We start from the raw sequence: 12,422 nt of genomic DNA on the forward strand, positions 1-12,422 counted from the left end.
TCACCTAATTAGGCGTCCATTTTCGGCGCTTCGCCCTGCGCTTGCTGTGCACGTTTTTGCACGTAAGCTGCAAAGATAGCGTCGAAGTTTACAGGCGCTAGGTTAAGTGGAGGGAATGTTCCACGATTAACCAAGTTAGAAATGGTTTCACGCGCATATGGGAAAAGCATGTTCGGGCAGAACGAGCCCAGCGTGTGCGCTTTGTTTTGGTCTGGCATTTCGCCAATAGCGAAGATACCTGCTTGTTGCACTTCACAAAGGAATGCGGTTTCTTCACCAAGCGTTGCCGTAACGGTAACTGAAAGTACAACTTCAAATACATTTTCTTCTAGCTTGTTAGTACTAGTGTCGATGTCTAGTTTAATTTCAGGCTTCCACTCTTTAGTGAAAATAGCTGGCGCGTTTGGAGACTCAAAAGAAATGTCTTTTGTGTAGATACGCTGAATATTGAACTGAGCACTCTGTTGCGCTTGTGCGCCCGCTGCTTCGCCGTTATTTGTCTGATTTTCGTCAGCCATGGTATTTCCTATTTAATTGTCGTTTTAATTTAATGTAGTGCGTTGCTGTATGCGCTGACGCTTTACGCCAAACCCAACATTGGATTTAGTTTGCTTTGTGCTTCCAAAGCCATCATATCGTCACAGCCACCAACGTGCTGATCGTCAATGAAAATTTGCGGAACAGTCCAGCCGCCGTTTGCGCGCTCAATCATCTCGTCGCGCAGTTCAGGCTTAACATCTATTGGGTATTCAATAAATTCTACACCTTTTTGCGTTAGCAATGCTTTTGCACGGTGGCAGTATGGGCAGTGGCCCTTGGTGTAAAGTTCTACTTTGCTCATAAAGGTTACCTGTTATTTAGAAACGGGAAGGCTGGCACTTTGCCACGCGTTCATTCCGCCTTTTAATACACTCACATTCGCGAAACCATCTTTAAGCATCGCATTTGCTGTACCACGAGCCTGATTACCCATAGCGCATACTACGATAATGGGTTTGTCTTTACTGTTTTCAAGTTTCTTGAAGTTTTTCTCACGCAACTCTTCAGGTTTAATTTGTCTGGCACCCAAAATATGGCCAGCTTTAAACTCTTTCGCAGGGCGTGCATCTAGCACTATCGCATCGTCTTTATTCATCAAAACCGTTGCTTCGTGCGTGCTTAATTCTTTTACTGAAGATGTCCATGCACTGATATAGCTAAATATCAACATGGCAATCAGCGCAACCCAAATACCAGCAAGAATAAAGTTGTTGCTAGCAAATTCAATTAGTTGATCCATTACCTCTAACCCTGTCTACAGACCATGAAAAGAGTGCAAAGTATATAGAAAAATGGGCGAGAAACCAGCTTACCTTTCAGTATGATGAATGTCAGTCATAGCGGGTTTGCGCTAAATACTTTAGATGATTGATATTACGAACAAATTGCACTGGGCATATGGAGGAGCGTCAGATACACTGGAAAACGTTGTTAACAGCAACGATGAAACACATTAAGTCATCAATGAAAAAGTTAAGGTTCTAGGCGCACGTATGTCAGTACGATTATTTCTTTCAATCATTGGGTGCATAGTTGCCCTTGCAACTATGCCGATTGGAAGTAGTGCTATTGCACAAGAAGGCGGTGCGAATAGTCAAAAAGAAAAATTAGCTGAGTTACAGGCCGAACTGCGCGCTCGACAGCAAGTATTAGAGAACAATAGAGCCAGTGCACAGGAATTAGAAAATGTGCTGAAGGCCTCTGAACTCGAAATAGCTAAAGTGGCGAAAGCACTATCCAGCACCCGACAGTCACTTAAAAATATTGAGCAAGAACAAGCGAAGCTCGAAGAAGAACAAGAAGGGCTTAAAACGGCTATCCGTAAACAGCAGTCACTTTTATCGAGCCAGCTTAAAAGTGCATTTATGGCGGGGCATTACGACTACGCGAAAATGCTGTTTTACCAAGATGACGCGCGAACCTTCGAGCGTGTCATTACCTATTATCAATACGTGGCTAAAGCGCGCCAAAAAGAGATTGAGAGCTTTAGGGGAAATGTTGCTAGGCTTGAAGAAGTTAACGCAGAGCTTAGCGAAAAAGCCTTGTCACTTGCCGCTTTGAAAGATGAGCAAGAAGGTCAGCGAGCAGTACTTATAACCCGTCAGGATGATAGAAAAGCAACGCTTAAGAAGATAAACAAAACCATAGCCTCTGAAAACCAGCGTATTGCGTCGCTACAAGCTGATGAAAAAGCGCTGAAAGACGCTATTGAAGCGGCCCGGATTGCCGCAGAACGGGCTGCCCGTGAAGCCGAAGTGAGTATGGATGGACTTGCCAAATTAAAAGGTAAGCTGGCAGCGCCTGTAAAAGGCAGAATACGAAACTTATTTGGTAGTCGCCGCCAAGGGCAAGTGTCTTGGAAAGGCATTGTGATAGATGGTGCTGAAGGCGACCCTGTAAACAGCATTGCGCCTGGAAAAGTGTTGTACGCCGATTGGTTGCGCGGATTTGGTCTGGTCGCTATTGTCGATCATGGCGAAGGGTATATGAGTGTTTACGGTCACAACCAAGCGTTACTCAAGCAAGCTGGCGATGATGTCAGGCAAGGTGAACGCATAGCCCTTGTGGGCCGAAGTGGTGGTCAGGAATATCCTAACCTTTACTTTGAAATTCGTCATAAAGGCAAGGCGCTAAATCCAAGCTCTTGGCTAGACTAGGCAGGTTAATTTTAGATTTTCAGAAACTAAGTTGAAACTGAATCAGTTGTTGGTATTCTAGAAAAAACACAGCATTGTGTAGTGTGCGCTTAATAATAATGATGAAAAACGGATGTGACTTAGATGCTTTTGCGTCTGCTAATGCCTTGTATAATCTTTGTTTTATGCGGGCTAACTAGCCTTCAAGCAAAAGCAAAGTCAGACATAATTATAATATTAGATGACCTGGGATACAGGCCGTCCGATGTCGCTGCTTTTTCTCTCCCTAAAGAAATTACCTTTTCTATACTTCCGCAAACGCCGCTGGCTTCTGAAATTGCGCTCCGCGCTGAGCAAGAAGGCAGGGCTGTTATGCTGCATATGCCTATGCAGGCGCAAAGTGGAAAGAACATGGGGCCCCTTGGGTTAACCACTGACATGTTTGCAGGTGCCATTACTTACAATTTGCGAAAGGCAATGAAGAGCGTGCCGAACGCGGTTGGTGTGAATAATCATATGGGAAGTGCGTTCACGGGGCAGCAAAAAGGAATGGAAGCGCTCTTAAAAGAGGTGAAACGCCAAGGCTTATTTTTTGTGGATAGCCGAACCACGGTACTCACAAAAGGCGAAGAAATTGCGCAGCGGTTAGGTGTGCCTAGCGCAAGCAGACAGGTGTTTCTGGACCATAAGCTTGAGCCTGCATTCTTACTTAAGCAGTTCAACCACATGAAACGTATTGCTAAAAAGAATGGTCACGTTGTGGTGATTGGCCATCCCCACCCAGAAACCGTCGATTTCTTGAAAACTCATTTACCCTCACTTGAAAAAGAAGGTTTAACCCTTACCTCAGTAACCGACTATTTTTCACATGCGCCGAAAGTGGCCAAGCAGTTTGGTAAAGAGCGCGATCAAACGGCTTCGCTCAATAACGCCGATGTGAAGGATAGCAAGGTAAGCATGACCGAAGAAAATGCCTTACACAGCAGTGGGCTAATGCACAGCTCCGCAGAAAAAGGCGTTGCTGAGCGCTTAGGCACAGCGCCAAACGAATAGCTTTTTTCCCCATTTTATACGTAGTTAGTTCATTTTCATCTCGTTAAGATCAAAATTTAATGTGGGAACGTTTCTCATTTCTGTGAGTCTGTTATAATATAACGTCTCTGGCGAATAGTTCGCGAACTCATTTTTTCACGGTGGTAATTAGGGTAATGACTCCAATTGACGAGAATCCAACAAAACTAGACAAACTTGGCATTTGGGTGTCGAGCTTGTGCGCGTTGCATTGCCTCGCGCTACCTGTTTTGGTGCCTCTGCTGCCGCTGATCGGTTCTAGCTTTTTTGCACAAGTGTGGTTCGAAAGAACGATACTAACCTTTTCGTTAATTGTAGGTGCAGTCGCCTTGGTTAGCGGTGCAATTCGCTATCATGGCAAATACTACCCGCTTGCATTGCTGTTTACGGGTGGCGCTATTTATTGGCACAAAGATATTTTTGGGCATCACTACGAACCCTTTACCATCGCGATAGGTGCAGCGCTAATTGTAGCCGGCCACTGGGTGAATATGCGATTGTGTAGACAATGTAAGTGCTGCAAGAATACGGTGTTTTCAGACCACCTTTCAACTGAATTTAAGTAGTCAACTAAGCTGCATTTCAAGAAAAGCATTCTAAAAAAACGAGCCAATGGCTCGTTTTTTTTATAGTGTGAGTATGTATCAGATACGCGTTCTACAGACTTTTCGCATAGAAAAAGTAGGGTTTAATGCGACAACACACTAAGCGCTACATCGGGCACGTTAGTGAATATGCCCGTCACTCCCCACTCGTTGAGCATAAGCATGTCTCTCGGCTCATCTACGGTATAAACGAATACGTCAAATCCGTCTTGCTGCGCCGTTTGCACAAACTGCTTATCAACGGCGTCTAATGCAATGTTTACGGAATAAGCGTTCAGAGCCCGGGCGCTTGCCGTACAGTCAAGCTCGTAGCTTGCAGATAAGGCACCGATCTTCACTTCGGGCCACTTAAGCGCAATAGCTTGAAGCCAGTGATGGTTAAATGAAGAGATAAGTAGCTTATCAGCATTAATACCGCTTTGCTGTACCGCCGCTTTAACGTCTTTAACCCAGCTGTCTACGTCGCGTAAGTGTTTTATCTCAATATTGCACCACTTGTCTTTTGGAACACAATTCAGTGTTTCGGTCAGGGTCGGTATGTGCTCTCCATCCCCAATGTCCATTTCTGTAAGGGATTGCCACGATACGTCAAGTAAATAGCCGGATTCCCGTGCTCTGCGCGTAAGTGTTCTATCGTGAAAAACAATAATGCCGCTTTCGTGCTGATAGGTATCAAACTCAATGCCATCGGCACGTTGTTCGAAAGCCAGTTTAAATGCCTTTACTGTGTTTTCTGGGGCGGCTTTACTAGCACCTCGGTGAGCAAAAATGAGCATAGACATTTCTTCCTAAAAGTTCACAACATGGCTTAATCATCTTTTGCATTATGCAACTTATGCGTGTTGAGCGTTTCATAAACTGATGCTGACGTAATAAGAATTCCACCTAACAACGCACTTAAACCAGGTTTTTCGTTAAGCAGAATAATAGCAAGGAAAACGCCATAAAGAGGCTGCATGCAGGCTATGAGCGAAAACGTTTTTGCCCTAAGGTGACGTAGGCTCGCAGCAATAAGTGCATGAGGAAGCGCAGTAAATACGGTACCTAAAAGCAATAGCATTAGCCAAGAACTGGTAGACGCTGAGGTTATTGCTGCACTGCCTACCGGCAACATTAGAATACTGATAACCAAGGTCTGCCACGCCATAGCCTGCGCACCGCTGTAGTGCTTAAAGTGCTTACGATGAATAAGGTTTCTAAACGAATACAAGATGGCGGAGGCAATACCGATGAGAACACCAAGGGTAATGTCATTTTCCAGTGATGTCTCTGGCACTATTAAATAAACGCCAACGACCACCGTAACGGTAGATACGATATCCTGCCAGACCAGCCTTACCCGCTCAAAGAAGGGCTCGATAAGTACCGTGATTACAGGAAAGGTAAAAAGGGCAATCATGCCAACAGACACCCCTGCATATTGCATGGCGGCAAAATAGGTGACCCAGTGCAGTGCCATCAACACGCCTAAACCGAGGGCAACGCCGTAGTCTTTTTTTGAATTCAGCTTTATTTTGTCCTTCGCCAATTTCAAAAAGGCAAACAACGCTATGCAGGCAAATACTGAACGAACAAGAGTGATATCACTGGCGCTAAGTGGTACAAGCCGAGAGAAAAGGGCTGTACCACCAAGTAAAATTACCGTGAAATGAAGTGAGATCAGGCTTTTTTTAACAGCATCCATAAATTAGCTGTCAGCGCCCTCTGACGAAGCCTCGCTCTTTTCGTCACTGGCTGATTCATCGCTAACGTGCGTATCTTTAGCCGTAGCCTGTGCGGTTGATTTAAGCGCCATAGGCTCACCAAGGCGTGTAACCATACCAGGGGCGAGGTCTTCAAAATCAATCATGTCTTTTTCGAAACACACCACAATGGTCGAACCTAGCTTAAAGCGGCCTAGCTCAGCACCTTTTTCAAGGAAAACTGCTGCTTCACTGTCTTTTTCATATGACCAGTGCTGAACGTTTTTACCCGCAGGTGGCGTAACCGTGCCAGCCCAGACAGTTTCAATGCTTGCCACTATGGTAGCGCCCACAAGCACCATCGCCATTTTGCCTACAGGCGTGTCGAACAGCGCCACGACGCGTTCATTACGTGCAAATAGACCTGGAATATTTTGTGCTGTAAGAGGATTTACCGAAAAAAGTTCGCCCGGCACATACAGCATATCAGTAAGGGTGCCCTCAACAGGCATGTGAATTCTGTGATAATCACGAGGGGCAAGGTAAATGGTAGCAAACTTACCATTTTTAAATGGCGCAGCTACATCAGGCTTGCCACCTAATAATGTAGTTAGGCTAAAGTCATGGCCTTTCGCCTGAAAAATACTGTCGCTATGGATATCGCCAAACTGACTTACCGTACCGTCAACAGCATGGATAAGTACGTCATTGTTTTCGTCAATGGTGCGCGCTTCAGGTTTAAGAGGGCGGGTGAAGAACTTATTAAAGCTTCTATAATGCTCTGGTTCCTCATGCAGCGCTTCTGACATATCAACGTTGTATTGCTTAATAAACGCCTTGATGAAAAATGTCGTAACACTACCCATTTCTGCTTCTGCAAGTTTGCCTACAAGGCGCGATAGCAGGTGCTTTGGTGTAACGTATTGTAAATTAACTTTAAGCCAATCTAACACAAAATATCTCCGTTTCTTTTATGCAAGCAATAACGCATTGCATAGATAGCGTTATTGTATAGTAAGTCGTGGTATTAAGAGCAACTTTAGGGTTATGAGTGCTTACACAAAAGCATAAGCACGTGGTTCACACCAAAAGAATAAATCGCCGAGTTAGTGACGGCTATTACGCGTAAGTAGTGCGTGTACTTCTTAGGTCGCTCCAACGGGTTTAGCGCTCCAGTGAGGTTAAAACCCAGTGGCAGTTGTTATGCCCCAGGAGGCTGGCTGTGACTAGGTCGCTGCTCTTCCATGGTGGTTAAAATTCTATGGTAGCTGTCGAAGCGTACTGCGCTAATTTTCCCTTCTTCTACAGCTTCTCTTAGTAAGCACCCCGGATCATTTAAGTGCTTGCAGTCTCTGAATTTGCAGCCGCCCAAATAATCTCTGAACTCAATAAAGCCCCATGTAATACGTTCGGTAGGAATGTGCCACAAGCCAAATTCACGTACTCCTGGAGAGTCAATTAAATCACCGCCGGCTGGCAAGTGAAGCAATTTGGCCGCCGTCGTTGTATGTTGACCTAGTCCCGAGTTATCTGAAATATCGCCGGTTAATTCATCGGCGTCTGGCAGAACTTGGTTTATAAGGCTCGATTTACCTACGCCGGACTGCCCTACGAAAACGCTGATGTTATCGTTAAGGTATTCATTGAGTTTGCTAATGCCTTCACCGGTTTTGCAACTGGTGAAAAGCACTTCGTAGCCTAAGTTTTCGTACGTCTTAAGCTGCTCTGTGACGGTTGCGCGTTCCTCTTCACTGAGCAATTCTACTTTATTAAGGACAATCAGCGGCGTGATGCCTATGTCTTCACAGGCAACGAGATAACGGTCGATAATATTCAGTGAAAGGGTGGGTAAAATAGCGCTAACCACTATAATACGGTCGATATTCGCGGCGATGGGTTTAATACCGTCGTAATAATCTGGGCGAGTCAGGACAGAGTGCCTGTCTTTTACAATTTCAATAACCCCACTTACACCTGACTCAGCGTCATCCCCTTTACTGAAAAACACCTTGTCACCACACACTACAGAGTCTACCGTGCGGCGAATGTGGCAGCGAGATACTGCGCCGTTTGCGTCTTCAACGTCGGCGTGTTTACCAAAGCGACCAATCACAGTGCCGCTTTCTAGCGCGCTTTCATCAAGGTTCGCCGCGCCCTTTGACGCGTGCTTTTCACGCAAGCGCTTGCTTCTGTTTGCTGCAACTTGTCGTTTCTGTCGTTGTGTAAGTTTTGGTTTTTTCGCCACGATTCTTTTCTAGTTTCACGTATACTATGTCAATAATACCGTTTGTAGGGCATGGTTGCCATGTCTGTAGCGCAAAGAGGAATGTAATGAGTAAACACGACAGTAACCTTGTTTGGATAGACATGGAAATGACAGGGTTAGATCCTGAAACCTGTGTAGTAATGGAAATCGCGACCATTGTTACCGACGCACAGCTGAATATTTTGGCTGAAGGGCCTGTAATAGCGGTACATCAAAGTGATGACGTGTTAAACAATATGGACGAGTGGTGTACACGAGTTCACGGTGAAAGTGGATTAACTGAACGTTGCCGAGAAAGTAAAATAAGTGTTGAAGAAGCATCAGCGCAAACTATTGCCTTTTTAGAGCAATGGGTAGATGCAGGCAAGTCACCGCTATGTGGAAACACCATAGGGCAAGACAGACGCTTCATGGTTAAGTACATGCCCGAGCTTGAAGCTTACTTCCACTATAGAAATATTGATGTAAGTACAATAAAAGAATTAACGCGCCGCTGGAAGCCTGAAATTTTAGACGGTTTCGAAAAGAAAGGCGTACACCTAGCGCTTGATGATATTCGCGAATCTATTGAAGAAATGCGCTATTATCGTGAGAAAGTGTTTACGATTTAGGCATTCAAGCAATGAGGTGCAAAAAAAGTAGAATTAAAGGTTGCGTTACCCCAAAATTTTTGTAAAATGCGCACCACTTCAAACGAAGTACCTCTTTTGTTGCGGGAATAGCTCAGTTGGTAGAGCACGACCTTGCCAAGGTCGGGGTCGCGAGTTCGAATCTCGTTTCCCGCTCCAAATTTTAAAAGCTGATAGTAAACTTTACTTTCAGTGGGCGTGAAAAGCGCGACCCCTAGTGGGCCCGCGACCGAGTGTCGGCCAGTTGGCAAATCTCGTTTCCCGCTCCAAACTTAAATCTGAATCTAATCAGATACTAAAAGATGCACAGCATCGACTCTATGCGGGAATAGCTCAGTTGGTAGAGCACGACCTTGCCAAGGTCGGGGTCGCGAGTTCGAATCTCGTTTCCCGCTCCAAATTTTCAAACATCACGAAAATCTAAACATTAGCAGATGTATTGATGCGACCCCTTAAAGGGCCCGCGACCGAGTGTCGGCCATTGCTTCACAACGAGGACAAATCTGTTTCTCGCTTCAAATTCACTTGCACCGAACGGTGTTCTTCTAAGCTTTCCTTTTCCACAATACCCTGCACTGATTCTGGGTATAAATTCGATTTCCTACGCACCAAAGTCGTGCGGCTTTGATATGGTTATATGTATATATGCATAAAGTTATGATATTTAAGTTAAAAGTATTTATTTCATAAGTTCTCATAAAGTGCGACCGCCCCAATTTGTAACGAGATGTGGGATTGTTTGCACTTTAAATGAATAAATATCCTGTTTTGCTCTGGCTTTTGGCGTTTTTTATATTAGAATGCGCGCAAATTCCGGCACGTATTCTGCTGAGTCTTAGGCTCTAGGCCCTTTTAGTGGATAGCAAACAAAAATAATAAGAAGCTACCTAGAACGAGCCGGTACGCATATTTACCTAATTCACGCTAGAAACGCTTAATCAGAAGGACTCTGTTTTTCCTATGGAACGGGCTAGTGATTTTTAGTAATGCCCATTTTAAGAGAGAGAACATGCATAGTAAGAGTGCTCCTTTCCATATTTCCGCTGTAGCAGGCGCCGTGTTAGCCGCTTGCGCAAGCCCAAGCGTTTATGCCCAAACGGTTACTGTAGACGAAAAGCAAATTGAAAAAGTAGAAGTAACCGCAACGCGCAGAAGCGGCACCCTACAAGAAGTGCCTATTAATATCTCAGCGCTAACCTCTGACGTTTTAGATCAACAGAATATTGAAGATCTTGACGGAGTAGCGCGTTGGGTACCTGGTCTTACGGTGACAGATCAAGGTGGACGAAACGACTCTCCGATTATCGTACGTGGTCTAAATACTAATTCATCAGGCCCCGGTTCAAATGGCGGCACGGTAGCCACCTACTTTGGCGATATTCCTCTTTTCTTGAATATGCGTCTTGTAGACGTCGATCGCGTTGAAGTTCTTATTGGCCCACAGGGTACGCTTTACGGGGCTGGAACTTTAGGCGGTGCTATTCGTTACCTTCCAAAGAAAGTCGATTTAGAGTTTATGTCTGGGGAAGTAACGGGTGACGTGTTCAGTATTAGCGAGAGCGACTCACTAGGCGGAGAAAGCAGTATTGTCTTTAACGCACCTATTATTGATGGTGAACTAGCGGTACGTGCGTCATTGAACTATTTCAACAACCCTGGCTTTCTTGACTACAACTATGTGGTGAGAGAAGGCGGTGTGTCGTTACCTGACCCAGACTGGTCTAACGAAGAAGAAGTAAATAGCAACTTAAAACAGGTTGAAGATGCCAATGGCGAAGATACGCTAACTGGCCGTATTGCAGTGCGCTGGGCACCGAACGATTGGTTCGACAGTACCTTGACTTACTTCTACCAAAAGCAAGATGTTGAAGGCCGTTCTATTACCCATTACGACGCACTTTCCGCTGATAATCCTTTGAGCGAAGTTATTGGTGAGTATGAGTCAGCGTATCGCTACGAAGAGCCGCGTGAAAAAGAAGACGAGTTATTAAGTTTAGAAGTAAGTGCCGACTTGGGCTTTGCAGAATTAGTATCTGCAACCGGTCTATCAAACTTCGATGCTAACGGCCAACGTGACCAAACCGATCTTCTAATTCGTTTAGACTACAGCTATGAAGAATTTCCAGCGTTCTCTGCTTACACGGAAGAAGTGGAAGAACGGGAAGTGTTCACGCAAGAACTGCGCTTAGTTTCTCAAACCAGTGGGCCTTTATCATGGATCATTGGCGGCTTTTATTACGACTTAGACAGTGAAGGCAGCAGTAAAGAATTTACACCTAACTTCGATGTTTATGCCATTGACGTGTGGGGTGTAGACGGTAACTATCGTCCAGATGCACTTGAATATTTCTCAGTTGACGAAAGCGAGGTTACTGAAAAAGCGTTATTCGGAGAACTTACTTACGAACTAACAAGCGACTGGGACGTTACCTTAGGTTTGCGCGCGTACCAATATGATGTCTATTCGCGTTCGGCTGTAGATTTACCGCTGTATAACTCTGTATTTGAAGGTCGAGCGTCTGATTCTATCGTACTAGATTATGGTGAGACAGAAGCTGACGATAGCGGCACGTTATTCAAATTCAACACTAGCTATCAGTTTACTAACAGCACAATGGGTTATTTGACCATCAGTGAAGGCTTCAGAATTGGTGGCGCGAATAGCGTTGGAGCTTGCCCAGATAATGTCGATGATCTGAATAATCAAATTGTTTGTGCTACGCCTGAAGAGCAACTCTTTGAGGCAGATACTACCACTAACTACGAGCTAGGCGTTAAAACCAGTTTCTTTAGAAACAAACTTCAGCTTAATACGGCGCTATTCTACGTTGACTGGCAAGACCCTCAGGTGTCGGGTGCCACAATCAACGGCCAGCAGCCGATTATTGTTAATGCTGAAGGTGCGGAGTCGAAGGGAGCCGAATTCTCGATTCGCGGCATTATTGGCGACAATATCACGACTTATGCAACGTATGCTTACACACAAGCTGAGTTAACTGCAGACGCACCATTCTTGTTTGGCGTGTTCGATGAGCAAGGTACAGAGCTTCAAGACTTTTACGACGGTAAAGATGGTGACCGTTTACCGGGAACTGCAGAGCATCAGTTCTCATTTGGTATCACATACAGCCAAGAAGTATTTGACGATAAAATGTTAAACGTAAACTACGGTATCACTGCACAAAGCGATGTGTACACCACCGTAGGTCTTCGCCAAGATGGTGAAGCGCTTCCTGGTTATGCAGTAAGTAATCTGAACGCCACTATTTCAGATGAAGACTGGTCGGTAACGCTATATATCGACAACTTATTTGATAAGTATGCGTTTACTTCAACTCGTCGTAACGTAGGCGATATTGGTTTAGGTCAGTTTAACGACACCCTTGAGCCAAATGGTACCGAGTTACAGCGAAACTATGGCCACTATGTGTTAACACCACGTACTGTAGGATTGATGTTTAAGTATCAATTTGGCATGTAGTATAGTTATTGCT

12 protein-coding genes and 2 tRNA genes are annotated in these 12,422 nt (G+C 44.9%); 7 read left to right on the top strand and 7 right to left on the bottom strand.

Annotated elements, in window-relative coordinates:
* Positions 1-8: 8 nt before the first annotated feature.
* The 3 genes from secB to F0261_RS11960 all read right to left on the bottom strand — a co-directional run bounded on the left by secB (position 9) and on the right by F0261_RS11960 (position 1,279).
* On the bottom strand, positions 9-518 hold the full coding sequence (gene secB / locus F0261_RS11950; RefSeq protein ID WP_014948068.1) for a protein-export chaperone SecB: 510 nt from the start codon (positions 516-518) through the stop codon (positions 9-11).
* A 62-nt stretch (positions 519-580) separates the two neighbouring features.
* Positions 581-841: a glutaredoxin 3 gene (gene grxC / locus F0261_RS11955; protein WP_014948069.1), complete on the bottom strand. Its 261-nt coding sequence runs from the start codon at positions 839-841 to the stop codon at positions 581-583.
* A gap of 12 nt (positions 842-853) precedes the next feature.
* Complete coding sequence (locus F0261_RS11960; RefSeq protein WP_171338056.1) at positions 854-1,279, bottom strand: rhodanese-like domain-containing protein; 426 nt, start codon at positions 1,277-1,279, stop codon at positions 854-856.
* Positions 1,280-1,532: 253 nt separating this feature from the next.
* Between F0261_RS11960 and F0261_RS11965 the strand changes: the two genes are divergently transcribed.
* The 3 genes from F0261_RS11965 (at position 1,533) to F0261_RS11975 (ending at position 4,312) form a co-directional block, all read left to right on the top strand.
* A complete protein-coding gene (locus F0261_RS11965; RefSeq protein ID WP_171338057.1) occupies positions 1,533-2,696 on the top strand; it encodes a murein hydrolase activator EnvC in 1,164 nt (387 codons plus the stop codon).
* A gap of 123 nt (positions 2,697-2,819) precedes the next feature.
* Positions 2,820-3,728: a divergent polysaccharide deacetylase family protein gene (locus F0261_RS11970; protein WP_171338058.1), complete on the top strand. Its 909-nt coding sequence runs from the start codon at positions 2,820-2,822 to the stop codon at positions 3,726-3,728.
* Positions 3,729-3,883: 155 nt separating this feature from the next.
* Entirely contained in the window at positions 3,884-4,312 is a 429-nt protein-coding gene (locus tag F0261_RS11975; protein WP_014948073.1) for a MerC domain-containing protein, read from the top strand.
* 122 nt (positions 4,313-4,434) lie between these two features.
* Here F0261_RS11975 and F0261_RS11980 read toward each other — a convergent pair whose 3' ends face one another.
* The 4 genes from F0261_RS11980 to rsgA form a co-directional block, all read right to left on the bottom strand.
* Positions 4,435-5,127 carry a glycerophosphodiester phosphodiesterase gene (locus F0261_RS11980; protein WP_014978157.1) on the bottom strand — a complete coding sequence of 231 codons (693 nt, stop codon included), beginning with the start codon at positions 5,125-5,127 and terminating at the stop codon, positions 4,435-4,437.
* A 32-nt stretch (positions 5,128-5,159) separates the two neighbouring features.
* Positions 5,160-6,035 (bottom strand): DMT family transporter, encoded by an 876-nt coding sequence (locus tag F0261_RS11985; RefSeq protein ID WP_171338059.1) that lies wholly within the window; start codon positions 6,033-6,035, stop codon positions 5,160-5,162.
* Positions 6,036-6,038: 3 nt separating this feature from the next.
* Complete coding sequence (gene asd / locus F0261_RS11990) at positions 6,039-6,986, bottom strand: archaetidylserine decarboxylase (RefSeq protein ID WP_171338060.1); 948 nt, start codon at positions 6,984-6,986, stop codon at positions 6,039-6,041.
* Between the two features lie 248 nt (positions 6,987-7,234).
* Positions 7,235-8,278, bottom strand: a complete 1,044-nt coding sequence (gene rsgA, locus F0261_RS11995) for a small ribosomal subunit biogenesis GTPase RsgA (protein WP_171338061.1) — start codon at positions 8,276-8,278, stop codon at positions 7,235-7,237.
* Positions 8,279-8,364: 86 nt separating this feature from the next.
* On the opposite strand from rsgA, the gene orn reads away from it, so the two are divergent.
* From orn to F0261_RS12015, 4 genes are all read left to right on the top strand, one after another.
* Positions 8,365-8,910 carry an oligoribonuclease gene (gene orn / locus F0261_RS12000; RefSeq protein ID WP_171338062.1) on the top strand — a complete coding sequence of 182 codons (546 nt, stop codon included), beginning with the start codon at positions 8,365-8,367 and terminating at the stop codon, positions 8,908-8,910.
* 101 nt (positions 8,911-9,011) lie between these two features.
* A tRNA-Gly gene (locus tag F0261_RS12005) sits at positions 9,012-9,087 on the top strand.
* Between the two features lie 163 nt (positions 9,088-9,250).
* Positions 9,251-9,326 (top strand) — tRNA-Gly (locus F0261_RS12010).
* 611 nt (positions 9,327-9,937) lie between these two features.
* Positions 9,938-12,409: a TonB-dependent receptor gene (locus F0261_RS12015; RefSeq protein WP_171338063.1), complete on the top strand. Its 2,472-nt coding sequence runs from the start codon at positions 9,938-9,940 to the stop codon at positions 12,407-12,409.
* Positions 12,410-12,422 lie beyond the last annotated feature (13 nt).

Origin of the sequence: Alteromonas sp. 07-89-2 (assembly GCF_013113925.1) — a bacterium.
Taxonomy (GTDB): domain Bacteria; phylum Pseudomonadota; class Gammaproteobacteria; order Enterobacterales; family Alteromonadaceae; genus Alteromonas; species Alteromonas macleodii.